This is a genomic window from Planococcus shenhongbingii (assembly GCF_030413635.1).
Classification (GTDB): domain Bacteria; phylum Bacillota; class Bacilli; order Bacillales_A; family Planococcaceae; genus Planococcus; species Planococcus shenhongbingii.
Map to the genome: position 1 here is coordinate 880,009 of NZ_CP129235.1, position 22,728 is coordinate 902,736.

Consider the following 22,728-nt stretch of genomic DNA (forward strand, 5'->3'; position numbering starts at 1 on the left):
GTTTAAAGAATTTATAGTGATATGGCAAGAACATTCGAATGGAGGAATAATAATGACAATGGCAGCAACTGAAAAGAAAACGCTTACAAATTTTATCGGTGGACAATGGGTAAAGTCGACGACAGATAAATACGAAAAAGTCCCAAACCCGGCTACTGGCGAAATTTTAGCTGAAGTGCCGATTTCAACCGCTGAAGATTTGGAAAAAGCTGTAGCCGCTGCGAAGCAAGCTTTTAAAAAGTGGAAAAAAGTAGCGGTTCCACAGCGTGCGAGAATTCTTTTTAAATACCAGCAATTATTAATTGAAAACTGGGAAGCATTGGCGAAAATTATTACGATTGAAAACGGCAAGAATTACGCCGAAGCATACGGAGAAGTGCAGCGTGGAATCGAATGTGTTGAATTTGCAGCAGGCGCACCGACATTGATGATGGGCCAGCAACTTCCGGATATCGCAACCAATATTGAATCAGGCATGTATCGCTATCCAATCGGTGTCGTTGGCGGAATCACGCCTTTCAACTTCCCGATGATGGTGCCGTGCTGGATGTTCCCACTGGCTATCGCCAGTGGAAATACATTTATCTTAAAACCATCTGAACGGACGCCTCTTTTGGCAAACCGTCTGGCGGAGCTTTTCCAGGAAGCGGGTCTGCCGGATGGTGTGCTGAATGTTGTCCACGGTGCTCATGATATCGTCAATGGTATTCTCAGCCATCCGGATATTCCAGCAATTTCGTTTGTAGGTTCGCAGCCGGTTGCCGAGTATGTCTATAAAACAGGAACGGCGCATGGAAAAAGAGTACAAGCACTTGCCGGTGCGAAAAACCACACAATCGTTATGCCAGATGCGGATATGGAACTGACATTGACTAATATCATCAATGCAGCTTTCGGTTCAGCAGGCGAACGGTGCATGGCATGTGCAGTGGTTGTCGCAGTCGGTGACGTAGCGGACGAGCTAGCAGAAAGGCTCGTAGAAGAATCCAACAAACTGACAATCGGCAATGGCTTGGAAAAAAATGTCTTCCTGGGCCCGGTCATCAGAGATTCTCATCTGGACAAAACAGTCACTTATATCGAATCCGGCATTGAAGAAGGAGCGAAACTGCTGCGGGATGGGCGAAACGACCAGTCTTCTTCTGAAGGCGGATATTTTATCGGGCCGACCATTTTTGATGGCGTTACACAAGAGATGAAAATCTGGAAAGAGGAAATCTTTGCTCCTGTCCTTTCAATTGTCCGTGTTGAGACATTGGACGAAGCAATTGAATTCGCCAATCAATCTGATTTTGCAAACGGAGCGTGCCTATTCACGGACAGTGCTAAAGCCATCCGCAAATTCAGAGAAGAAATCGATGCGGGCATGCTAGGCATCAATTTAGGAGTGCCGGCACCGATGGCATTTTTCCCATTCTCAGGCTATAAAAAATCGTTCTATGGTGATTTGCATGCCAATGGCCGCGACGGCATTGAGTTCTATACACGTAAGAAAATGATGACTGCAAGGCATTCGTTCTAAAAAGGGGAGGGAAAATAGATGGCTACTGCAAAAGAAACATCCAAAACATTAGTGGAAAAAGATCGCGAAAACGTTTGGCACCATATTTCGTCTTACAATGATACAAAAAGGCCGATGGTGGTGGAAAGCGGAGAAGGTGCATGGATCACCGATCACAAAGGCAACCGTTATCTGGACGGCATGTCGGGGCTATGGTGTGTCAATGTCGGATATGGCCGCGAGGAACTGGCGGCAGCTGCTTATGAACAAATGAAGAAATTGGCTTATGTGCCGATGACTCAGAGCCATGAGCCAGCTATCGAACTTGCAGAAAAGCTGAACAGCATGCTAGGAGATGATTATAAGATCTTTTATTCTAATAGCGGATCGGATGCCAATGAAGTGGCTTTTAAACTGGCTCGCCAATACCACCAGCAAAATGGGGAGCATTCCCGTTTTAAGTTCATCTCCCGTTACCGGGCTTACCACGGCAGTTCGATGGGAGCCATGGCAGCGACAGGGCAGGCATTGCGGAAATATAAATATGAGCCGCTAGCCCCTGGTTTTTTGCATATTGCGCCACCGGACAATTACCGCCGTCCAGCTGGCCAGTCAGTCGAGGAATACAACCTTCAACGCGCCCAGGAATTTGAAGAAAAAATCATTTGGGAACAAAAAGAGACGATTGCCGGAATTATCATGGAACCGCTTATTACAGGCGGCGGCATCCTGATTCCGCATCCCGTCTACGTGGAAAAAGTGCAGGAAATCTGCAATCGCCACGGTGTGCTGCTCATAATCGATGAAGTTATCTGCGGCTTTGGCAGAACCGGAAAAATGTTCGGGCACCAGCATTTCAATATTAAGCCAGACATCATCACGATGGCTAAAGGGTTAACAAGCGCTTATCTACCGCTTTCCGTCACGGCTATCCGAAAAGACATTTACGACCGCTTTGACACTGAAAAAGAAAATAGCCATTTCCGCCACGTTAATACTTTCGGTGGAAATCCGTCAGCGTGTGCCGTAGCTTTGAAAAACCTGGAGATTTTGGAACGGGAAAACTTGGTAGAGCGCTCAGCCGAACTGGGTGACCGCTTGCTGAAAGAACTGGAAAGCTTAAAAGATCATCCATATGTAGGGGATATTCGCGGACTCGGATTTCTTCTGGGAATTGAAATGGTCGAAAACAAAGAAACAAAAGAACCGGCTTCCAACGAACGCATCGCAAAAATTATGGGAGCCTGCAAAGCGAACGGCCTCATTATCGGCAGGAACGGAGATACTGTGGCAGGGTTCAATAATATCCTGGCCCTTAGCCCACCGCTGTCGTGCACTGACGAGGATTTTGACTTTATCGTTTCTGTTTTGAAGAAAGTATTTAAAGACCATGAGGAAAATTAGTTCTTAAAGCTTACTGGTTTAAAACCCAAATGGCAGCCACTCTGAATATGGCTGCCGTTTGGGTTTTCATTATTTTAGTTTTAAATTATGAAAAATATTATTTCAACTAAACTCTTTAAGCCCTTTATAAATCTCGACAATTTCCTCCAGCTTCATCCGAACGAGGCCGCTAGAAGAAGGAGCGACGTATTCCACTATTCCGGGAATCACCGGATCTTGCTGGACTCCCCACGGAATAGCCCGTTTTTTGCTGTATTCCTGATAGACGCCTTTGCCGACAAAGCAGACCGCTTTTGGCTGATACTTTTTGATTTTCTGCTGCAGCAGCGCAGCGCCTTCTGCGTACTCCGCTTTGGAGATTTCTGCTGCTTCTTTTGTTGGCCGGGCAACGATATTTGTCAGCCCATAGCCGAGAGAAAGCAGCTTCCTGTTTTCTTTAGGCGCAAACTTTCGCGGGGTTAAACCCGCTTCGTAAAGGATTTTCCAAAACCGGTTGTTGGGATTGGCATAATGAAAGCCGGTTTCGGAAGACCGGATGCTTGGGTTGAAACCGACGAAGAGAATTTTTAAGTTTTCTTGCAGGTGGTCGGGAATGGGTTCTAAATGCAATAAAGGTTCCTCCTTTGGAAGATCTATAAAAAAGGCAAACCCCAAAAGGAGTTTGCCAAGGAAATACTTTGCTGAACTTATTTCGTGTTTGTAAAGCCGCCATCGATGCGAATCACTTCGCCATTGATGTACTGAGCTTTAGATGTCAGCAAAAACGTTACCAGTTCGGCAACTTCATCGGCTGTGCCCAGGCGTCTTTGTGGGATTCCGGCTTCAGCATTGGCTTTCATTTCGGGATTGGCTTCATAAAATGATTTTACCATCGGCGTTTCCGTTGGGCCAGGAGCAATCGCATTTACACGAAGTCCGTCTTTTGCATATTCCGCAACCATACTCTTAGTCAACCCGACAATGCCGTGCTTCGTAGCCGAGTAAGTGACCACAGAATCCTGCCCGATCACTCCAGCGCTTGAAGCGGTGTTGACAATTGAGCCGCCGCCATTTTTCAGCATGACTTCTGCTACATAACGGACGCCATACAAAGCGCCCAGCAAATTAATGCCGACGATTTGTTCAATTTCTTTGATGTCTGTATCTAAAAAGAATTTCCCGCTTCCAGAAATCCCTGCATTGTTAAAGAAATAATCGATGCGGCCAAAGTGTTCAACTGTCTGGTCCACATATTTTTTCACTTCTTCAGCTTTTGAAACGTCCGCTTTGATGAAAATTGCGTCATGGCCTAATTTCTTCACCATTTCTACGGTCTCGTTCCCGCCTTTTTCGTTTACGTCCACAACGGCAATATTGACTCCATCTTTTGCTAAACGGACGGCTGTTGCCTGTCCTAAACCACTTCCCGCACCTGTAATAATTGCAATTGTATCCATCAAAAATCTACCTCCATCTTTTGGCTGAAAAGTTTCTTCTTTATTTTCCTCCTACCTGTATTCCTCTAAAAAGGGCAATTAAAACAATTAGACGTTGAATTCCTATCGATGTTTAGAAAGGTATCTATCGATGCTTCCGAAAAAGTCAAACTAAAATTCAGAATCAAACACCATAATGGAAAAGACCTTCGCTGTCGGTGAAGGTCTCCAAAAAAAAAGTTACAGTGCCTAAGACGAGCGGTGTTGCCTAAGGTGAATCATCGTTGCTTCCACTGATTTCTAAAATGGCCACGGCATCCTCTTTCTTATGGGCTTCGCTAATTCATTAAATGCTTGCCATTCTACAGATAAAAGATAAAGTAGATTTTAATACGGCTGAGATTTATACGATAATTGATAGGGGGAACTACTATGCGATATGTGGCACTTCTTCGAGGCATCAATGTTGGCGGAAAAAACAAACTGGATATGAAATCTCTTAAAGAAGTATTTGAACGCGTGGGAATGGTTTCAGTCAAGACCTATATCAACTCCGGCAATATCATTTTCAGCAGCGATGAACTTTCTGCGAAATCGTTATCGGCGACTTTGGAGCAAGCCATTTACGAAAACTTCAATTTGCAGATTCGTGTGCTGGTTTATAATTTCGAGGACTATGAAAAGATTGCATTGGCTGTTCCGGAAAACTGGACAAACGATAATCAAATGAAAAGCGATGTGCTGTTTTTATGGGAAGAAATTAATAATGAAAGCGTGCTTGGCCAATTAGTCGCTAAACCGGAAATCGATCAAATCAATTATGTTCCAGGTGCAATTTTATGGGCAGTGGACAGGCAATTAGTGACGAAAAGCGGAATGATGAAAGTGGCAGGTTCCGAACTTTATAAACATATGACCGTCCGAAACGTCAATACGGTCCGGAAAATATACGCATTAATGAAAGACGGCAAAGAGTGACTCTGACTATTTCTGTTGTCGATGACGAGTTGAAGATTCTTCCAAGCTCTTTGCCTTTTGGCAGAGGGTTTAATCGGTGTTTCAAAAACTCCAATTTATATTATTGCCATAGAATGGAGGGGCAACTTCTGTTTAAACGGCACTTTCTTCAGGAATAGAGTAACAAGGAGGAAGCAGGCTATGATAATTTATACAATCGGGCATTCCAGCCATTCAAAAGAGCAGTTTGAGAAGATGTTAAAGGAAACTGGCATTGAGCTATTGGCGGATGTCCGGGCATTTCCGGGCAGCCGGAAGTGGCCGCAGTTCTCTAAGGATGTCTTTCCCGTGTGGCTCGAGGCAGAAGGAATTACATATGAGCATTTCCCGAAACTCGGCGGCAGGCGCCGGAAGTCGAAAGAAGTGGATGGCAAGATGAATGCCGGCTGGCGCAACCGCTCTTTTCAGAATTACGCGGATTACACTTTATCGGAAGAATTTCAACAGGGGGTAGCGGAACTTCTGCAAAAAGCATCTCAACAGAAGACGGCGTACTGCTGTTCGGAACGGCATCCTTCCCGATGCCACCGGCTGCTGATTTCAAATTGGCTTGTAGCGAATGGCTATCAAGTACGCCACATCATTGATGGGAAAGACGGAGTTGTGGAACTGGTCGATCACGAATTAGGGATGTGGGGAGCGCAGGCGGAATTGAAAAGTGGCGGGACAGTAACTTATCCGCCGGAAGAAGTGAATGAAACAAGCAACGACAGTAAATAAAATTGAAAATTTTACAGTAACGCCTTCAGTGAAGCAACAATCATGGAGGCGGTTTTTTATTTTATTCAACTTCTCTTCAACCTCAGCAACTGTTTAAAGGGATTGCGATTTTGATGGCGAATTCTATAAGCAACAAAATCACGGCAATTTGCAAAGGGGTGAACATTTTGCAAAAGTATGTGAAGGACTTTCAGGAAATCAGCAAAGAAGATTTGCTGCTTGTTGGAGGGAAAGGCTTGAATTTGGGGGAATTGGCAAAAGTACCAACTGTCCAGGTGCCGTCCGGATTTTGCGTGACGACTGAAGCTTTTAAGCAGGTACTGAATGGAAATGTTCAGGCACTTGCCTTGCTTGAACAGTTATCTGATTTAACGGCAGCAGACAAGAAACAAATCAAGGAAGTCAGTGCGGAACTGCGGCATGGCATGGAACAAACGGAGATGCCGGATGAAATAGAGCGGGAAATCATTTCTTCTTTTCGACGATTTGGCGATAAAAATGCTTATGCGGTCCGCTCAAGTGCGACGGCTGAAGATTTGCCGACGGCGTCATTCGCGGGGCAGCAGGATTCCTTCTTGAATATCCGGGGAAAGCAGGACCTCATAAAGCATGTCATTAAATGCTGGGCTTCCTTATTTACGGAACGGGCAGTGGTGTACCGCATTCAAAATGACTTTGATCACCGGAAGGTCTATTTATCGGTCGTTATTCAGCAAATGATTTTTCCGCAAGCTTCCGGTATCTTATTCACCGCCGACCCGGTGACTTCAAACCGCAAAATCGCGTCGATCGATGCCAGCTTCGGACTCGGAGAGGCACTGGTTTCCGGGATTGTGTCAGCAGACAATTACAAAGTGCGGGAAGGAAAAATCATCGGCCGGACAGTTTCTGCCAAAAAAATCGCTGTTTATCCACTGGCAGACGGTGGGACAGAGCAGAAGCAAGTGGCAGTCGGGCAGCAAGGCCAACAAGCGCTTACAGATGTCCAGATTTTAATGCTGGAAAAGATCGGCAGGCACATAGAAGCGCATTTCGGAAAGCCGCAGGATATTGAATGGTGCTTAGCGGGCGGAGAGGTTTTTATTGTGCAAAGCCGTCCTATTACAACTTTGTATCCGCTGCCGGAAAAACGCGATGAGCAATACCGCATTTATCTTTCATTTGGCCATCAGCAAATGATGACTGAGCCGATCAATCCACTCGGCATGTCATTTTTCAGATTCATCTCGGATGTTGAATTAATTCCTGCGGGCGGACGGTTGTTTCTTGATTTGTCAGCTGATCTAGCTGCATGGAGCGGCCGTCAGATTTTCATGAGAACAATGAAATCGAACGACCCTTTATTGTACGATGCACTCGAGAAATTTCTTGATCGAAAACAAGCACTGCCTAGAGGACAGCGGATGCTCAAAATAGGATCTGACCAATTTTCTGTGGGGTTCTTTCGGGAAATCATTAAAATTTACCGAAACAATGACCGCAGGCTGAGCAGCCGGTTAATCAATCTTAGTGAGGCATTTATCCGAGAATTGGAGTGGCGGATCCAAACGGTTTCCGGTGATGAGCTATTTGAATTAATCGAAGAAGAACAAAATGAATTAAGAAGAGTCATTGCCAATCCGCAAAGCATGGCTGCAATCATGGTCGGTGTATACGCAGCATTCTGGCTCAATAAAAACATAGAAAAATGGCTGGGCGAAAAGGATGTAGCGGACATTCTCAGCCAATCCGTCACCAATAATGTCACTTCGAATATGGGGCTTGAATTATTGGATGTGTCTGATGTGGTGCGGAAGTATCCTGAAGTGGTGGCGTATTTTGAAAAGCCCAGCAAAACAACTTTTTTTGAAGATCTTGAAAAACTGGAAGGTGGGCCAGCAGTTAGCCAGGTGCTGCAGGATTATCTCGGAAAATATGGCATGCGCTGTTCTGGGGAAATCGATATCTCCAAAACCCGATGGAGTGAAGACCCGACTATTCTGGTGCCTGTGATTTTAGGCAATATCAAAAACTTTGGCCCCAATGCCCGAAAGGTAAAAATAGAAGAAGGAAAACGGAAAGCCAAACAAAAAAGACAAGAAATTCTAAGCCGTTTGGAGCAATTGCCTGGAGGCACGCGAAAAGTAAAAAATACAAAGAAAATGATCAGTGTACTCCAGAATTTCATCGGATACCGGGAATATCCGAAATTCGCCTTTATCAAACGCTATTACTTCTATAAGAAAGCTTTGATGCAAGAAGCTGCGCTCTTGCAGGAAAAGGGGGTTATCGGACAAGCTGAGGATGTCTATTATTTATCGTTTGAAGAATTTCGCAATGCGGTGAATGGTGGAACCGTCGATCGCCAAATAATTGAAGACAGAAAAGCGGCGTATCGATATTATGAGAAGCTGATGCCTCCGCGCCTGATGACATCAGAAGGCGAGCAGATTTCCGGAACTTATCATCCTGACAAATTGCCGGACGGTGCATTGGCAGGGTTGCCGGTTTCTGCAGGAGTGGTCGAAGGAAGGGCAAGAGTTGTAGTGAAAATGGAGGATGCGCACATTGAAGCGGGGGATATTCTCGTTACGGCTTTTACCGATCCAAGCTGGACGCCATTGTTTGTTTCGTTGGCCGGATTGGTGACAGAAGTCGGTGGACTGATGACCCATGGCGCAGTGATTGCAAGAGAATACGGCTTGCCGGCTGTCGTTGCAGTGGAAAATGCCACTAAGAACATTAAAGACGGACAGAAAATCCGCATCAACGGCTCTGAAGGCTATGTGGAGTTATTGGATTAGGCTGCTAAGGGCTGAGTTTCTGTTTTCTATGGATTCTCTTGCCAAAAGGCAAGGGGATCCATAAGCCGCTTTTCTTTATCATGGTTTCCCCATTTTATTGCCACTGTGCAATGGCAGCCTTAAGCTCTTGAAGCGATGCTTTTCAGCAAAGAATCATCAAGAGCTAAAATATTTAATGCTCTTCTGGTTAGGTTAATGAAGATAGCAGGTCAAACCAAATAGCGGCTCCTAAAGCGAAGGCAAGAATAGACATTTCACTGACTGTCAAAATGGATTGTTTCGGATCTTCTGAGTATTTCCATTGAAAAAAAGCTGTTACCGAATAATCCAGAATCAGGAGAATAAGTAGTCCAAACAGAAATAGATTGAACGAAAGTCCCTTATAAAAAGTTAAATAAACAAAAGAGATGTTTGCCACAAAAGAAACAATTCTTAATGTCCAGTCGATTTTCCCGTGCAGACTGTTGACATGGTTATAAGAGAAAAATTCCTTTTTCACTTTTTTAATATCGAATGCTTTTCTGAGAAATATTTTTACTAACCAACTAAAGAAGAATAACAGCAAAACGGCTAAAAAGAACTTTTCCATAGCACAACACCCCCGAGACTAAACTATAAACAGCTTCTTTAATACTGATACGTTCCAGAAGATGACTGGTTTCATTTAAATGAATTTGGTGATGAATAGAGAACGTGAGAGTTGGATGGCAATCTCCAAAAAAATAGCTGTTGAAAAAGGTAAGGGGTGGTCTCCCAATGGGAATAGTCCACAGTAAAGCTTTTGCCAGTGATGCCAAAGAAAAAAGCGGATAGGAAAATGCCCTGTTGATCTGCCGGATCATCAGGGCATTTCTTGTTCCTTAATATCTTCTTCCATGCTTTGCCTGAAAATTCTCTTCTGATGACAATAAATAAGTAACTCCTTCAATAAAGCCGATAATCGCAGGAATGGCTGTCCAACAGAAGGCAAGATACAAAAGACCGGTCTTGGGTTTGCCAAGATAAAATTTATGGGCGCCAAAATCACCTAAAAAGATTCCGAGCAGTCCAGCGGCCAGCTTGTTTTTCATCGTAATCATCCTTTCTGCGTGATACTTGTGTTTTCCCTTCTGCAGGGAAGTTAATCATCGATGACTTGAAAACTCAGTTTCTCGAAAATAAAGCAATTGAATGATTGAGCTGAAAAATCTAATAAATTGAGTAGAACCATTTCTCGCTTCCAGCAATTCAGCTATAATGAATTTTAAAAGCTTAAAAGGATGGGACAAAATGAATCGATTTTCAAGCGTCAAAACAATTACTTCTTTTTCGAAGCAACACAAGCCTGCATACTTTGCCGAGCTGAACGAAGTCGTGGAAATTGAAACCTTAGACTGCTATGCCGGACAAGTGAAAACCGCCGAAACACTGCGTGCAGATATTGACAGGAGCCAGCTGAATCCGGCGACCGGTCCTGTTTATATCAACGGTATTCAAGCGGGGGATACGTTATGCGTGGAAGTGATGGCAATTGAAACGGGCGATTTCGGCATCATGATGGCTGCGCCGGGACTTGGCCCTTTAGGAAAATCCATTACGGACTCGACGACAAAAATCCTGCCGATCAGTGACGGGCGTATCCAATTCAATGAAAATCTTCAACTGCCAGTAAAAGCGATGATCGGAGTAGCCGGTGTGGCGCCGGAAGAAGATGCAATTTCGACCGCCGTTCCAGGCACACATGGCGGCAACCTCGATACGAAAGATATCAAGGCGGGCAATAAACTGTATCTTCCTGTATTTGTGGACGGAGCACTCGCCGCGTTTGGCGATTTACATGCGGCAATGGGCGATGGCGAACTGAGTGGAACCGGTGTTGAAACAAGCGGCGTTATCCGGCTGGGTTTCACGAAAGTTCCGATCCAGCTTGGAAATCCGATGGTTGAAGACAGGGAGTTCCTCTATTTTATCGCGTCAGCCGAATCATACGAAGACGCCATTCAGACAGCTTTGTTTCAAACCGCAGCCCAATTGGCAAGCTGGCTTGAGCTGCCGTTTGATGACAGTTACCGCTTAATGAGCGCCGTGTGCGATTTGAAATTCAGCCAGATTGTCAACAAGCTGGTTACGGTGAGAGTCGCAGTGCCAAAATCGTTATTTGCAGATTCACTTCCTTGGGAGCGTTGACTTTTGAGTGAGGAGAGCCGACTTTTTCGGTACATTGTTAATCGGATAGGCTTCTTTTATTCCTCTTACAATAGAAAGTGAAAGGAGGTCAGCATATGGATATGCTAAAAGACATGAACGCAGCCTTGCACTATATTGAAGAACATCTGGATGGCGATATTGAATTTGAAAAAGTTGCGGAGATTGCAGGGGTTTCAGAATACCATTTCCGAAAACTGTTTTCGTATTTGTCCGGCATGAGCCTAGGCGCCTATATCCGCAACCGCCGACTGTCCCAGGCAGCCATTGACTTGCAGCAGGGCAGGGAACGGGTATTGGATGTGGCGGTCAAATACGGTTACGATTCAGCGGACGGTTTCAGCCGTGCGTTCCGTGAATGGTCGGGCATGAATCCGTCAGAAGTGAAAAACAGCGAATCGTTCAAAGTGTTTCCGAAGCTGACTTTCCAGCTTTCAATACGGGGAGGAATAGATATGGAATACCGCATCGTTGAAAAAGAAGCATTCAAATTGGTGGGAATCAAAAAACGGGTGCCCATCGTATTTCAAGGAGAGAATCCGGAAATCTTGAAAATGGTGAAGTCACTTACGTCAGAGCAGCGTGAGAAACTGCAAAAGCTGCGCAATACGGAAGTCAAAACAGTGGTCAGTGCATCGTTCAATTTTGACGAGAAACGTTTTGAAGAGGAAGGCCAGCTGGATCATCTGATCGGCTCCATCACGACAATGAACGCAAATTTTGACGGTTTGGATGTCGTTGAAGTACCCGCAGGAAACTGGGCGATTTTTAGTTCGGAAGGGCCGTTCCCTGACACTTTGCAAGACACATGGGCAAAAATATTTTCAGAATGGCTGCCGTCTTCGCCTTATGAACTGATCGAAGGGCCGGAAATCTCATTTAATGGTGATTTTTCAAATCCGGTGAATGTTTATAGTGAAATTTGGATTCCGGTGAAAGAGAACAAGAAATAAAGTAGAGGGCAGCTTGGAGCTGTAATCAGAACTATGAGCAGGACACCAGAGAATGATATAGACAAAATGAAAAACCATCCCTGTAAACCAGATCGGTTACAGGAGATGGTTTTTTGTCTATTAATATTTATAGGACTGGCCGCCATCGATGTTGACGACAGTTGCGTTGATAAAGCGGGAACTGTCAGAGAGAAGGAAAGCGACAAGATTGCCGACTTCTTCCGGTTTGCCGAAACGTTTCATGGGGTTGACACTGACGAATTCCTGGCCGGCAGCTTCCCAGTTGTCGCCTGCCATTTGCTTGAGGGAACCTTCCACCATCGGCGTCATGATTGCACCGGGTGCAATCGCATTGATGCTGATGCCGTACTGGCCATATTCGATGCCGGAGTTGCGAGTTAAGCCAACCACGCCGTGCTTGCTTGCTGCATAGCCGGACTGATTGCCGACTCCGCGGATTCCACCGACAGATGCTGTATTGACAATTGAACCATAGCCTTGCTTTTTCATGACTTTCAAGACGTACTTCATGCCGTAGAACACGCCGTTCAAGTTAACACTGATTACTTTTTGGAATTCATCAGAACCGTAATCTTCTGTCAGGTTCTGTTTTCCTTCGATGCCAGCATTGTTGAAAAAGCCATCAATTTTCCCGAAAGTGTCGACCGTGAACTGGACATACTTTTGAACTTCTTCTTCATTTGTTACGTTTGCTTCAACAAGTTCAACCGCAGCATTCTGCGCCGCTTCAAGGATTTCTGTCTTGCTTTCCTCGAGCGCTTCTTTATTCATGTCGACCAGTACAAGTTTTGCGCCTTGTTTGGCAATCGCTAAAGCAGCTGCACGCCCAAGCCCCGAACCGCCTCCGGTAATCAATACAACTTTGTCTGTGAAATCAATCATCTAATAACCTCTCCTTTTCTATAAGTTAGTTGACGGAATACACTGTCATTTTAAATGGTTGCAATAAGACATTCAACTTTTAGGCAGAAGAAGTTGTAGAGAAGGGCGACAAATCAACTAGGTCTGCCGTTTTTTATTTTAATTTAAACTGTTAGTCCGTCATGTAATGGCCTTCATCGATATTTTCTTTGGTTAGGCCATGGAGTAAAAGCAAGTTACTGGAGAAGCTGATTAAATTGCGGTGTGGGAAGTAATCGCTTTAATGATTTCATCCCAGTCGCCAGCGGGGAGTTCGTGCCCGGTCCCTTCAAGGCGCACCAGCTTGGCATGAGGAATTTCTTCCATCAAAGCGAGAGCATGCCCGTATGGCAAGATGGTATCTTCCGTCCCATGAATGATGAGCACAGGCACAGTCACTTGCTTGGAAGTACCTTGGAAAGACTCGTCAGATTCAAGCAAGGCATGATTGAACATACTCAGCAAATTATTGGCGCGCTCAATTTCCTGATGGACTTGCACCGCTGCACGTTCAGCATCAAAAGAATGTTTGGAACCGGACAAGAGGCGGGATCCTGTCACCAGATAATCGGCAACCGCTGCTTTGTCGCTCCAATCGAGCTCAGCGCTCCTTGCATGATAGGCAAGGATCCGTTCGTCCATCGGAGGAAATTCACGGGATTCGTCGGTTTCAATTATGCCTGATGAAATCAATGTGATGCTTTGAATGCGTTCCGGATATTTGATTGCGGCAATCTGTGCCAGCATCCCCCCAAGCGACATGCCAATAAGATGTGCTTTTCCAAGGCCATAAGCATCCATGATACGGAGAATATCGTCGGCCATATCCGATACCGTGTAATTCAGTTTTCCAGGCTCATAGCAAGTGGAACGGCCGACATCGCGGTTATCATAGCGGATTACGAAGCGGCCTTGGTTCGCCAGTTTCCGGCAAAACTCCTCATCCCAATACACCATCGAAGACATCGCCCCCATGATCAAAAGAAGGGGCGTGTCAGTTGGATCGCCAAAGCTTTCCGTGAATAATTCTATGCCATCGCTGTGAATCATCTTTTCTGCCATCAGGTATTCCTCCATTCAGTATAGGAACTGTTAAAGAAAGTATAATCATGTAATCCGGTGAATTCAATGGAGTTATAGCGGTGCTCAAGAAGATAAAAAAAGCGTTTCCCTGCCTTTTAGAAGGCGGAGAAACGCTTTTATTGATACAGGAAAAGTGGAATTCAATATATTTCCGTGAGTTCCGTATCTGAGTAGACGGAAACCTGGACAACCGCTTTTCCCTCTCCGATATTTTTGACGAAATGCGGAACGCAGGCATTCCAGCTGAATGAATCCCCTGCTTCGGCAACGATGGAATCTTCGCCTTGTTCAGCAAGGATTTTACCTTCCAGAACCAGATGGGATTCTACTCCTTCGTGTGCATTGCTTTCTCCAGTAGATGTGCCGGGAGGAAATTCGACAATCATCATCCGCAATCCGCCAATCGATGATAAATGCTCCACTTTCAAGTTATTGTATGTGGAGTAGCTCCGTTTATCTTTTCTGACCACTCGCATATGCTCTTGTTTTTCCAGCAGTAAATAAGGCAGTGGCACATCCAGATAATTGGAGATGGTTTGCAGTGTGCTGATGGACGGGGAACTATTATTATTTTCAATATTGCTGACAAAGCCTTTTGACAAACCTGTTTCTTCACACAGTTGAGCAATAGTTATTTTCTTCCGGTTACGTATGCTCCGAATTTTTGATCCGATATCCATTTTTTTCACCTCGTTAGTTGCTTCATAAGAAACATAGTTCTATTTTAGCAAACAAATGGTTGACATTCCAGTGAAACCTTGTTATCTTATAGAAAATAAAGATTCTTATTAGGAAACAAATTTGAGCCGAAGAGGCCATTTTTTCTGCAAGGATGTTTCTTGATAAGAATATTTTATTCTTTTAATAGATTTCAATTCACACCCGAGAAAAAATAACCACAGAAAGGATGAGCAGAATGAGCGCGCCTTTAGTTTACGAATTGCAAAAGCCACGTAAGGCAGATCCTGGTAAAACTTATCCAGCGCTTTTTGTCATGCATGGCATGGGCAGCAATGAAAAGGACATGCTGAATTTGGTTAACGGACTGGAAGAGTATTTTTATATTTTCAGTATTCGCGGACCGCTCGAACGGCCTCCAGGCTATGCCTTTTTCACGATTGAGCGATATGGGAAACCTCATCAGGAAGTATTTGAGGCAGCGGTTGATAAAGTCAAAGATTTTATCGGCTGGGCTGAAGGCGAATATCCATTGGATGCAAGCCGGATTTACTTGCTTGGATTTAGCCAAGGGGCAATTCTTTCGATGGCAGCCGGGCTGGCATTAGGAAAGCGCATCAAGGGCATTGTCGCTTTGAGCGGCTATATTCCGGAATTCGTAAAAACCGAATTCCAGCAAAGCTCAATGGATGGGCTGTCACTGTTCATCTCACACGGGGAGCAGGATCAGGCACTGCCTTTTGAATGGGGGCAGGCGAGCCGGGATTATTTTGAAAGTTTGGGTGCGGATGTGACATTTAAGCACTATCCGGTACCGCATACAGTGTCACTGCAGAATTACAAGGATTTTGAGAAATGGCTGCTGGATTCACTGGCATGACCAAAAAATGAAACAGATATTAAAGGAGGAAATTACAATGACAAATAAAGCAGAAGCAAGTACAGTATTGTTGCGTGTAGTATTGGGAATCAGTTTCTTTATCCACGGATTGGTGAAATTTCAGGGAGGCATCGGCAATACAGCGGGCTGGTTTGACAGCATCGGCATCCCGGGATCTTTAGCGTATGTAGTGGCTCTAATTGAAATGGTAGGCGGATTCGCGTTGATTATTGGACTAGGTACACGAATCGTATCGGCGTTATTGGCAATAGTAATGCTTGGTGCAATTTTCACTGCGAAATTGCCAGCTGGCTTTTTAGGCGACGGTGTGGGAGCAGGATATGAACTGGACATCGCTTTCATGGCAATCGCTATTTTCCTTGCAGTGAACGGCAGCAGAATGCTGGCAGTTGATGGCATCATTTCAAAATCACAGCAAAGCAAACACGAATCCAGCCATACAGCTTAATAAAGAAAAAGAAAAAGGCGTTTCCCGTTACCTTAAAGGTGATAGGAAACGCCTTTTTTGCTTTTAACTCGAAACCATGATGATGAATTCTCTATTAAGAGCTGCTTTATGATATAGAAGAAAATGAAATAACAAGGCCGTTTTTTATTTGGAGAGAAGGGTATAGAAAAGAATAAGGCTACAATTCGAGTGAGGTCGGCATAAGCGAAAGAGCGCTAGCTTAACAGGGGAGAGGTCTCTGGAATTTTTCAAAGTATAGACTTACGATGGAGGGGTTCGCTGTGAAATCAAACTCTTCAGAAGGAAACACTTCAAACAATAAATCCGTGATGGATAAAATTACCGAGAAAGCAAAAGACGCTTTAGGGAAAAAATGAGAGCAAAAAAGTCAATTTGGAGGGCCCTTTTCAAAACGCTCCCGATGAAGGAAGGGAAGACGTGCCGCAGAGTGACAAAATCATCAAAGACCGGAAGACAGGCGAAGAAACTTATATCGAGAATACCGGAGATAAATATTAAAAAGCGTATTAGATAACCTTTGAGGTTACCCGATACGCTTTTCTTATGCTCTCCGCAGTAAAACCTTTTGCAAAAATTTCTGCGTGCGTTCTTCGGTCGGATAGGTGAAGATGTCCTCCGGTTTTCCTTGCTCGACGATATGGCCATCGGCGATGAATACAACACGGTCTGATACTTCGCGGGCAAAGTCCATTTCATGCGTAACGAGGACCATTGTCTGTCCTTCCGATGCCAGTTCTTTAATGACTGTCAGTACTTCTCCAACGAGTTCAGGATCAAGCGCAGAAGTCGGTTCATCAAACAACAGCAAATCAGGTTTTAAGGCAAGGATGCGTGCGATGGCTGCCCGCTGCTTTTGTCCACCAGACAATTGTTCGGGATACTGGTTTTTATGATCCAGTAAGCCGACTTTCTGCAGCAGTCCTTCCGCTTCAAAGACAAGTTCCTGCTTGTTTCTTTTTTGCACGACGAGCGGTGCTTCAATGATGTTTTCAATCACCGTTTTATGCGGGAATAAGTGAAAATGCTGAAACACCATACCGGAATATTGGCGGATATCGATTTTCTGCTTTTTTGTCGGAGTCTTTCCTGTAAACGCCACGTGTACATTGTTGATTTGCAGCGATCCGGCAGATGGGGTTTCCAGTAAGTTCAGACAGCGAAGCAACGTGGTTTTTCCAGAGCCGGAAGGACCGATAATACTGACGACTTCCCCTTTTTCAATTTCAAGCGAGATGGACTTCAATACTTCCAGATCTTTAAATTTTTTACTTAGGTTTTCCACTTTAATCATATTCTGTACCTCCAATCAAGCTGCCACATAACGGTTGGCTTTCTTCTCCAGATAATCCTGCAGCAGCGTGACCAGTGCACAGATTGCCCAGTAAATAAGCGCAACCAGAATATACAAAGTCAAGCTTTCATAGGTTTGTCCGACTACCACTTTTGCACGGTAAAACATTTCTGAAACCGTGATGACCATTGCAAGGGAAGTTCCTTTGATGATATCCATGAACGTGCTCGATAAAGGCGGCAAGGCAATGCGTGTCGCTTGTGGCAAGATGATGCGGGTCATAGTCTGCCAATAGCTCATCCGAAGCGTCTCCGCAGCTTCCCATTGTCCTTTGGCAACGGAAGAGATGGCGGAGCGGATGATTTCGGCTGTGTAGGCGGAAAAATGGATGCTGATGCCGATGATGGCTGCGGTCAGTGGCTCCATCTCGATGCCGACCATCGGGAAGCCGAAGTACAGGATAAACAGCATAACCAGCAGCGGTGTGCCTCGCATAAAGGAAATAAACAGACGGGCAGGCACTGAAATCAGTTTGAACCGGTTCATGCGGGCAAGGGCAACAAACAAACCCAGAACTAAGGCGAAAAACATACTGACAAGAGCAATTAAGATGGTTTGCCAAGCTCCCTCTAAAATGAAGGGAAGGGAGTCGAGTGCAATTTCTATATTGAAAAGATATTCCCATTTAAAGTCGGCCATCGGAAGACTCCTTTACTCATTATGTATAGAGGAGGAATCTGAAGATTCCTCCGAAATTTTATTCTTTTTCAAGAGGCTGGGTTACGTCAGCACCCAGGAATTTGTTTGAAATTTCCTTGATTGTGCCATCAGCCAGCAATTCTTCAAGAGCTGCATCGATTTTTTCTTTCAGCTCCGGGCTGTCTTTAGGCAATACGATTGCGCTGCTGCTGAATGAGAACTTTACCCCTTCGGCAAGTTTTAATCCTGGCTTGCCGTATTGCTCAAGAGAGCGCATCAATACGAGGTAGTCGTTCAGCGTGGCATCAACGCGCCCGTTGACGATTTCCGGAAGGACCGTGTCAGAACCTGTATAGACAATTACTTCAGCGCCTTGTTCCTGGGCGAACTTCGAGTAATTGCTTGTTGCGGAACCACCGACTTTTTTCCCTTTCAAATCCTCTACGGATTCTATGCCCGAGTTATCGCTTTCACGCACAATGGCAGAACCGTAAGAGTGCTTGATCGGAATGGTGAAATCGAATTTCTCTTTGCGCTCATCTGTGACAGAAAAATCGTTTGCTGCTATATCGATCTGGCCATTGCGGAGTGCCGGAAGCAAGCCATCAAATTCCATTTCTTTAAACTCGACTTCCAGCCCAAGTTTCTCGCCTAAAGCACGGGCTACTTCCACATCATAACCGGTCAATTCTTTCGTCGTTTCGTCGTGGTATGTAATAGGATAATAAAGACCTTCTGTTCCGACTACAATTTTTCCGGATTCCTGGATGCGCTCCCATGCGTTTTGTTCTTTGCCTTCTGTTGAAGCGGTTGCTTCGCTGGTGGATTCTTTGCTGCCGCATGCCGCCAGTAACAAACTGACTATGGCTACAACAAACAATAATAAAAAGCTTTTCGTGTTTTTCATTTTGATACACCTTCCTTTTCTATAAGTTTACTTGGTTTAATATTAATAGAATTGCCTTAACATGAAAGCAAACAAAAAGCCTCTTCCATAAGAAGAGGCTGACATGTGAAATCACATTAAATATCCGGCTCTTCTTATCTCTCAAGCTCATGCTTGTTGGAATTGGCACAGTGCTCAATTGTGAGCCCGCTGCCGAGGTTTCGCAGGGCCATTCCCTCCACCTCTCATGATAAGAACGAATTACTATTAAACTATGTAGAGAACTTTACCACCATTGTATTTAATCGTCAACATAATATTCTGATAGAATTATTTTCTTGATTTTAAATCAGCTTCTGGTTTAATGTATTCGTTTTTCTCTTTACTATGCATCCATTAAACAGAACTCGGCAAACATTTTTCAAGTTGGTAAAAAAACAAAAAAATACCTGAAAAAAAGTGATTTAAGGTAGGGAGAAGGTTAAAAAAACAATCGTATCAAGGGTTTTGAGCGATGTAAATCTGTTGACAGCAAAACAGTTTTGAATATAATTTTAAGTAGAAAGACCAGAATAAGAAGAAAGGGGTAAGAAAAAATGTGGGCGTTGAAAGTCATCGCATGGCAAGCCCAAGTTGTAGAAGGGTGGCCATAGGAAAACCGGTTGCTTTTAAAAAAGTGATTAGGATCTTGTGACTTTTGAAAAGCTGGCATTAACCAAAAATTCTTTAAAAAGGAGAAGATCACAATGAGCACTTTGTTTCCAAGAAAACAAACTGACTTATTCCCAAGCCTCTTTGGAAGCGGATTGGAATCTGACTTCTTTAATAAGTTTTTTGGGGAAAATACCTACCCTCAAGTTGATATAAGAGAGAAGAAAGATGGCTATAAATTTATGGTCGATCTTCCTGGATTCTCAAAAGAAGAAGTCGAAGTGGAGTACAAAGACGGCTATTTGGAAATCCGCGGTGAAAGAAACCGAAGCTGGGAGTCTAATGATGAAGAAGGACGCTTCGTACGCAAAGAACGTTCTTACGGTGCATTCAAGCGCAGCTTCTATATTGGTGAAATTGATGAAAAACAAATTGCAGGCTCATTTGAAAAAGGGGTATTGATGCTTGATGTGCCTAAGTCCACTGAGCAGTCACGAAAAGACAAAGGTTACCGGATTCCAATCGAATAAGGCATCGCCTCATATTCCCATTATTTATCGGGAAGCGCAAAAAGCCGGAGTGCAGCTGTAAATCAGCTGCACTCTGGTTATTTTTATTTATGCATGATAATCGGTTACCACAAAAGTTCCCGTCGTAGCAAAATTAGACATATCTTCGAAAATGCCTTCAACTTCCGATAATCCGATTTCGCGCGTCACCATTTTGCCAGGCTGCAATTTTCCAAGAGCGACTTGCTCTAAAAGAGAAGTGAAGCGGAAAGCAGGGATCCCGAGAGTGGTGATAAATGATTTCTCGGTAAGGACCATGTGATCGACTGGAATGGAGATGAATCCGGCTTCTTTCTTTGAAGTCACGCCGATTTGTAAATGGCGGCCGCCTTTTTTTAAGCTATGGATGGCCGGTACACAAGTTTCTGTGATTCCAAGGGCGTCTACGGAAACATCTGCGCCGCCTTTTGTGATTTCTTGCACGGCTTCAACAGGATCATTGTCTTTGCTGTTGATGACAAAGTCAGCACCTAATTTTTTAGCCAACGCCAGATTGGAATCATTGATATCGACTCCGATAACAAATGCGCCCATAGAAGAAGCGATATGGATGGCGGATAAGCCGATACCGCCACAGCCATAGACCACGACTTTTTCTCCTGGCATTACATTCACACGATCTACAACGCCGTGATAGGCAGTCATGAAGCGACAGCCTAACGCAGCCGCATCAGAAAAACTCAAATTGTCTGGCAAAGAAATGGCATTGCGGTCGCCTTTTGGCACGGCTACATATTCCCCATAACCGCCTTGATAAGCTGTGCCTGGAACGATAAACGAGTCACATAGCTGTGTGTTTCCCGCTATGCAATGTGGGCAGGTGCCGTCACTTCCTGAAAACGGAACGATTACACGGTCGCCGCGTTTAAAGTTTTTAATTTCGCTTCCCACTTCTTCAACAATTCCACAAAACTCATGGCCGATTACGGGCTGGACAATCCCATGATCTCCGACCCATACATGCCAGTCGCTCCGGCAAACGCCATTGGCCATCGTTTTAATAATAAGCCCATCTTTTTCAATCACAGGAACCGGGACTTCTTGTATTACTGCTTTTTGGACATCTTCAATAACTAATGCTTTCATCATTTCTCTCCTTTTTATTGAAAAATTTAATTATAAGCAATTAGATACAGAACATAAGAACTAAAAATATCAGCGCTTACATAATATAATGTTATAATATTCATAGTATTTAGTATATTCCCTATTTAGTATGGACTACCTACCCCGAAAGGAAGTGGAATTCAATGCAGATGCCTACCATTTATGACCGGTTGGAAACAATAAAAAGAATAGCTTCTCATGAGAAGCTGATCATTGAAATACTAGAGGTTTTCTCTGAAGCCTTTTCTGTTTTGGATGTCTATCTTTGCCGCTATTCCCCTATTGGCTTTTTAGGCGAAGGAGTTATTTCGCTGGAACAAAATGAAATCAAGTACATCCATGATCTGCGGTATGATATCAGGACTTTGCCGACGATTGAAGCAGCCATCTTTGAGAAAAAAGCAAAGTTTTATAAAGGCAGGGAGCTATTCGAGAAAACCAGCAGCAATTACATCATTGATTCGAATGTAAATTCTTTTCTGGTTGTCCCGCTTTTCAGCGGCCGGGCGGTTATGGGGTTTATTTATAGTTTAAGTATTAAAGAGGATGCGGATTTTACTGTGGAGGTATTAGAAGATATTACCCGGTTTGGTGAAGAAGTCGGAACAATCCTCCAGTCTTCTCTATGTGAAGGAAAACAGCAAGTATTGAGCAAGAGGGAACTGGAAGTGATGAAAGAGATTTCGTTTGGAGGTACTACCAAAGAAATTGCGGATAAAATGGGAATCAGTGAACAGACCGTGAAGCAATACGTAAAGCTGGCAATAAAAAAGATGGCTGCTACGAACCGGACCCATGCGATTGCAGAGTTATTCAGGAAAGGGATTTTGTCTTAAAGGTGTAAAGGAATTTTAAAAGCAGGCAGCTTTTCATAAAATCCGCTAATGAATTGACAAAATCAATCAAAATAAATTAGGGAACTGATAAAAATTCTGCTGGCACCACATCGAAAGCAAAAGGTCAGCTAAGGGAGGAAGCAAATTGACAAGCATGAAAAATACAATTGGGTTAACAGTGCAAATAGTAGGAATAGGAGTTATTGCCATAAACTTCTTTCGAGCCGTTGCGAGCATTGACTTGATAGGAGGCAGCTTGGCGTTTGATATTTTCATCCAAGGAGTCTTATATGGAGTATTATTGCTTGGTTTCGGTGAAGTGATTAATCTGCTGCAAGGCATTTTCAATCAACGAGAACTTGAAGATGGCCATATCCAACAGAAAACCACTGCGCTTACAAATGACAATGAAAAAATGATTTCATCAGATGTAAAACAACAAATTAAAGAAATATATACTAAGAAAAAAGTGGAAATTGAAAGCATTGAAGAAACTCCCTATGAAGGATACGCAATTGTGCATTATCAGGGGAAACGGGACATCATAGATTTAAATGGCTTTCATCCGAGGATTTTGGCGGATCAAGAAGTGAAGAATCATAGCGGATTGAAGGAGCTCATGGAAAGAGAACAATAACAATAAAAAGAACTGCCTTTTAT

23 protein-coding genes and 1 riboswitch are annotated in these 22,728 nt (G+C 44.1%); of the genes, 12 read left to right on the forward strand and 11 right to left on the reverse strand.

From position 1 onward, the window contains the following. Positions 1 to 52 precede the first annotated feature (52 nt). Both QWY16_RS04350 and QWY16_RS04355 read left to right on the forward strand, forming a co-directional pair. Positions 53 to 1,522 carry a CoA-acylating methylmalonate-semialdehyde dehydrogenase gene (locus tag QWY16_RS04350; protein WP_300991677.1) on the forward strand — a complete coding sequence of 490 codons (1,470 nt, stop codon included), beginning with the start codon at positions 53 to 55 and terminating at the stop codon, positions 1,520 to 1,522. Between the two features lie 18 nt (positions 1,523 to 1,540). Next, complete coding sequence (locus QWY16_RS04355; protein WP_300991679.1) at positions 1,541 to 2,905, forward strand: aspartate aminotransferase family protein; 1,365 nt, start codon at positions 1,541 to 1,543, stop codon at positions 2,903 to 2,905. A gap of 102 nt (positions 2,906 to 3,007) precedes the next feature. Here the strand turns inward: QWY16_RS04355 and mug are convergent, their stop codons facing one another. After that, a complete protein-coding gene (mug, locus tag QWY16_RS04360) occupies positions 3,008 to 3,514 on the reverse strand; it encodes a G/U mismatch-specific DNA glycosylase (protein ID WP_300991680.1) in 507 nt (168 codons plus the stop codon). Between the two features lie 77 nt (positions 3,515 to 3,591). Beyond that, a complete protein-coding gene (locus tag QWY16_RS04365) occupies positions 3,592 to 4,341 on the reverse strand; it encodes an SDR family NAD(P)-dependent oxidoreductase (protein WP_300991681.1) in 750 nt (249 codons plus the stop codon). A 411-nt stretch (positions 4,342 to 4,752) separates the two neighbouring features. On the opposite strand from QWY16_RS04365, the gene QWY16_RS04370 reads away from it, so the two are divergent. The 3 genes from QWY16_RS04370 to ppsA all read left to right on the forward strand — a co-directional run bounded on the left by QWY16_RS04370 (position 4,753) and on the right by ppsA (position 8,840). After that, positions 4,753 to 5,298 carry a DUF1697 domain-containing protein gene (locus QWY16_RS04370; RefSeq protein WP_300991682.1) on the forward strand — a complete coding sequence of 182 codons (546 nt, stop codon included), beginning with the start codon at positions 4,753 to 4,755 and terminating at the stop codon, positions 5,296 to 5,298. A 180-nt stretch (positions 5,299 to 5,478) separates the two neighbouring features. Next, complete coding sequence (locus QWY16_RS04375; RefSeq protein WP_300991683.1) at positions 5,479 to 6,057, forward strand: DUF488 domain-containing protein; 579 nt, start codon at positions 5,479 to 5,481, stop codon at positions 6,055 to 6,057. 167 nt (positions 6,058 to 6,224) lie between these two features. Next, complete coding sequence (gene ppsA / locus QWY16_RS04380) at positions 6,225 to 8,840, forward strand: phosphoenolpyruvate synthase (protein ID WP_300991685.1); 2,616 nt, start codon at positions 6,225 to 6,227, stop codon at positions 8,838 to 8,840. Between the two features lie 187 nt (positions 8,841 to 9,027). On the opposite strand, the gene QWY16_RS04385 is transcribed toward ppsA, so the two are convergent. Together QWY16_RS04385 and QWY16_RS04390 are read right to left on the reverse strand one after the other, a co-directional pair. Next, positions 9,028 to 9,429, reverse strand: coding sequence for a DUF4181 domain-containing protein (locus tag QWY16_RS04385; protein ID WP_300991686.1), 402 nt, complete (start codon positions 9,427 to 9,429; stop codon positions 9,028 to 9,030). 271 nt (positions 9,430 to 9,700) lie between these two features. After that, positions 9,701 to 9,910, reverse strand: coding sequence for a TM2 domain-containing protein (locus QWY16_RS04390; RefSeq protein ID WP_436837164.1), 210 nt, complete (start codon positions 9,908 to 9,910; stop codon positions 9,701 to 9,703). Between the two features lie 199 nt (positions 9,911 to 10,109). Here QWY16_RS04390 and QWY16_RS04395 point away from each other — a divergent pair, with 199 nt between their 5' ends. Together QWY16_RS04395 and QWY16_RS04400 are read left to right on the forward strand one after the other, a co-directional pair. Then, positions 10,110 to 11,006, forward strand: coding sequence for an acetamidase/formamidase family protein (locus QWY16_RS04395; RefSeq protein WP_300991688.1), 897 nt, complete (start codon positions 10,110 to 10,112; stop codon positions 11,004 to 11,006). 95 nt (positions 11,007 to 11,101) lie between these two features. Next, positions 11,102 to 11,977, forward strand: a complete 876-nt coding sequence (locus QWY16_RS04400; RefSeq protein WP_300991689.1) for an AraC family transcriptional regulator — start codon at positions 11,102 to 11,104, stop codon at positions 11,975 to 11,977. A gap of 120 nt (positions 11,978 to 12,097) precedes the next feature. On the opposite strand, the gene QWY16_RS04405 is transcribed toward QWY16_RS04400, so the two are convergent. The 3 genes from QWY16_RS04405 to QWY16_RS04415 all read right to left on the reverse strand — a co-directional run bounded on the left by QWY16_RS04405 (position 12,098) and on the right by QWY16_RS04415 (position 14,661). Then, a complete protein-coding gene (locus QWY16_RS04405; RefSeq protein ID WP_300991690.1) occupies positions 12,098 to 12,880 on the reverse strand; it encodes a glucose 1-dehydrogenase in 783 nt (260 codons plus the stop codon). A gap of 231 nt (positions 12,881 to 13,111) precedes the next feature. Next, a complete protein-coding gene (gene mle, locus QWY16_RS04410) occupies positions 13,112 to 13,960 on the reverse strand; it encodes an alpha/beta fold macrolide esterase (RefSeq protein WP_300991691.1) in 849 nt (282 codons plus the stop codon). 161 nt (positions 13,961 to 14,121) lie between these two features. Continuing rightward, positions 14,122 to 14,661 carry a helix-turn-helix domain-containing protein gene (locus QWY16_RS04415; RefSeq protein ID WP_300991692.1) on the reverse strand — a complete coding sequence of 180 codons (540 nt, stop codon included), beginning with the start codon at positions 14,659 to 14,661 and terminating at the stop codon, positions 14,122 to 14,124. Positions 14,662 to 14,897: 236 nt separating this feature from the next. On the opposite strand from QWY16_RS04415, the gene QWY16_RS04420 reads away from it, so the two are divergent. After that, entirely contained in the window at positions 14,898 to 15,539 is a 642-nt protein-coding gene (locus tag QWY16_RS04420) for an alpha/beta hydrolase (RefSeq protein WP_300991694.1), read from the forward strand. Between the two features lie 37 nt (positions 15,540 to 15,576). After that, on the forward strand, positions 15,577 to 16,008 hold the full coding sequence (locus tag QWY16_RS04425) for a DoxX family protein (protein ID WP_300991696.1): 432 nt from the start codon (positions 15,577 to 15,579) through the stop codon (positions 16,006 to 16,008). 562 nt (positions 16,009 to 16,570) lie between these two features. Here QWY16_RS04425 and QWY16_RS04430 read toward each other — a convergent pair. From QWY16_RS04430 to QWY16_RS04440, 3 genes are read right to left on the reverse strand one after another with little or no spacing between them, the layout of a single operon-like run. Then, the gene (locus tag QWY16_RS04430; protein ID WP_300991698.1) at positions 16,571 to 17,320 is read right to left on the reverse strand and encodes an amino acid ABC transporter ATP-binding protein; all 750 of its coding nucleotides are present in this window, start codon (positions 17,318 to 17,320) and stop codon (positions 16,571 to 16,573) included. 15 nt (positions 17,321 to 17,335) lie between these two features. Beyond that, the gene (locus tag QWY16_RS04435; RefSeq protein WP_300991699.1) at positions 17,336 to 18,019 is read right to left on the reverse strand and encodes an amino acid ABC transporter permease; all 684 of its coding nucleotides are present in this window, start codon (positions 18,017 to 18,019) and stop codon (positions 17,336 to 17,338) included. A gap of 58 nt (positions 18,020 to 18,077) precedes the next feature. After that, the gene (locus tag QWY16_RS04440) at positions 18,078 to 18,926 is read right to left on the reverse strand and encodes a transporter substrate-binding domain-containing protein (protein ID WP_300991700.1); all 849 of its coding nucleotides are present in this window, start codon (positions 18,924 to 18,926) and stop codon (positions 18,078 to 18,080) included. Between the two features lie 131 nt (positions 18,927 to 19,057). Then, positions 19,058 to 19,162: riboswitch (SAM riboswitch) on the reverse strand. Positions 19,163 to 19,651: 489 nt separating this feature from the next. Between QWY16_RS04440 and QWY16_RS04445 the strand changes: the two genes are divergently transcribed. Then, positions 19,652 to 20,086 (forward strand): Hsp20/alpha crystallin family protein, encoded by a 435-nt coding sequence (locus QWY16_RS04445; RefSeq protein ID WP_300991701.1) that lies wholly within the window; start codon positions 19,652 to 19,654, stop codon positions 20,084 to 20,086. 87 nt (positions 20,087 to 20,173) lie between these two features. Here QWY16_RS04445 and QWY16_RS04450 read toward each other — a convergent pair whose 3' ends face one another. Continuing rightward, positions 20,174 to 21,214 carry a zinc-binding dehydrogenase gene (locus QWY16_RS04450; protein ID WP_300991702.1) on the reverse strand — a complete coding sequence of 347 codons (1,041 nt, stop codon included), beginning with the start codon at positions 21,212 to 21,214 and terminating at the stop codon, positions 20,174 to 20,176. A 161-nt stretch (positions 21,215 to 21,375) separates the two neighbouring features. Here QWY16_RS04450 and QWY16_RS04455 point away from each other — a divergent pair, with 161 nt between their 5' ends. Together QWY16_RS04455 and QWY16_RS04460 are read left to right on the forward strand one after the other, a co-directional pair. After that, the gene (locus tag QWY16_RS04455; protein WP_300991703.1) at positions 21,376 to 22,068 is read left to right on the forward strand and encodes a response regulator transcription factor; all 693 of its coding nucleotides are present in this window, start codon (positions 21,376 to 21,378) and stop codon (positions 22,066 to 22,068) included. Positions 22,069 to 22,213: 145 nt separating this feature from the next. After that, the gene (locus QWY16_RS04460) at positions 22,214 to 22,705 is read left to right on the forward strand and encodes a hypothetical protein (RefSeq protein ID WP_300991704.1); all 492 of its coding nucleotides are present in this window, start codon (positions 22,214 to 22,216) and stop codon (positions 22,703 to 22,705) included. The last annotated feature ends 23 nt before the right edge of the window (positions 22,706 to 22,728 follow it).

Excerpts from the sequence above, each read along its gene's own strand:
- QWY16_RS04350 (WP_300991677.1), top strand. The coding sequence starts at position 53 with ATGACAATGGCAGCAACTGAAAAGAAAACGCTTACAAATTTTATCGGT.
- QWY16_RS04355 (WP_300991679.1), top strand. The coding sequence starts at position 1,541 with ATGGCTACTGCAAAAGAAACATCCAAAACATTAGTGGAAAAAGATCGC.
- QWY16_RS04365 (WP_300991681.1), bottom strand. The coding sequence starts at position 4,341 with ATGGATACAATTGCAATTATTACAGGTGCGGGAAGTGGTTTAGGACAG.
- QWY16_RS04370 (WP_300991682.1), top strand. The coding sequence starts at position 4,753 with ATGCGATATGTGGCACTTCTTCGAGGCATCAATGTTGGCGGAAAAAAC.
- QWY16_RS04375 (WP_300991683.1), top strand. The coding sequence starts at position 5,479 with ATGATAATTTATACAATCGGGCATTCCAGCCATTCAAAAGAGCAGTTT.
- QWY16_RS04385 (WP_300991686.1), bottom strand. The coding sequence starts at position 9,429 with ATGGAAAAGTTCTTTTTAGCCGTTTTGCTGTTATTCTTCTTTAGTTGG.
- QWY16_RS04390 (WP_436837164.1), bottom strand. The coding sequence starts at position 9,910 with ATGAAAAACAAGCTGGCCGCTGGACTGCTCGGAATCTTTTTAGGTGAT.
- QWY16_RS04395 (WP_300991688.1), top strand. The coding sequence starts at position 10,110 with ATGAATCGATTTTCAAGCGTCAAAACAATTACTTCTTTTTCGAAGCAA.
- QWY16_RS04400 (WP_300991689.1), top strand. The coding sequence starts at position 11,102 with ATGGATATGCTAAAAGACATGAACGCAGCCTTGCACTATATTGAAGAA.
- QWY16_RS04405 (WP_300991690.1), bottom strand. The coding sequence starts at position 12,880 with ATGATTGATTTCACAGACAAAGTTGTATTGATTACCGGAGGCGGTTCG.
- mle (WP_300991691.1), bottom strand. The coding sequence starts at position 13,960 with ATGGCAGAAAAGATGATTCACAGCGATGGCATAGAATTATTCACGGAA.
- QWY16_RS04415 (WP_300991692.1), bottom strand. The coding sequence starts at position 14,661 with ATGGATATCGGATCAAAAATTCGGAGCATACGTAACCGGAAGAAAATA.
- QWY16_RS04420 (WP_300991694.1), top strand. The coding sequence starts at position 14,898 with ATGAGCGCGCCTTTAGTTTACGAATTGCAAAAGCCACGTAAGGCAGAT.
- QWY16_RS04425 (WP_300991696.1), top strand. The coding sequence starts at position 15,577 with ATGACAAATAAAGCAGAAGCAAGTACAGTATTGTTGCGTGTAGTATTG.
- QWY16_RS04430 (WP_300991698.1), bottom strand. The coding sequence starts at position 17,320 with ATGATTAAAGTGGAAAACCTAAGTAAAAAATTTAAAGATCTGGAAGTA.
- QWY16_RS04435 (WP_300991699.1), bottom strand. The coding sequence starts at position 18,019 with ATGGCCGACTTTAAATGGGAATATCTTTTCAATATAGAAATTGCACTC.
- QWY16_RS04440 (WP_300991700.1), bottom strand. The coding sequence starts at position 18,926 with ATGAAAAACACGAAAAGCTTTTTATTATTGTTTGTTGTAGCCATAGTC.
- QWY16_RS04445 (WP_300991701.1), top strand. The coding sequence starts at position 19,652 with ATGAGCACTTTGTTTCCAAGAAAACAAACTGACTTATTCCCAAGCCTC.
- QWY16_RS04450 (WP_300991702.1), bottom strand. The coding sequence starts at position 21,214 with ATGATGAAAGCATTAGTTATTGAAGATGTCCAAAAAGCAGTAATACAA.
- QWY16_RS04455 (WP_300991703.1), top strand. The coding sequence starts at position 21,376 with ATGCAGATGCCTACCATTTATGACCGGTTGGAAACAATAAAAAGAATA.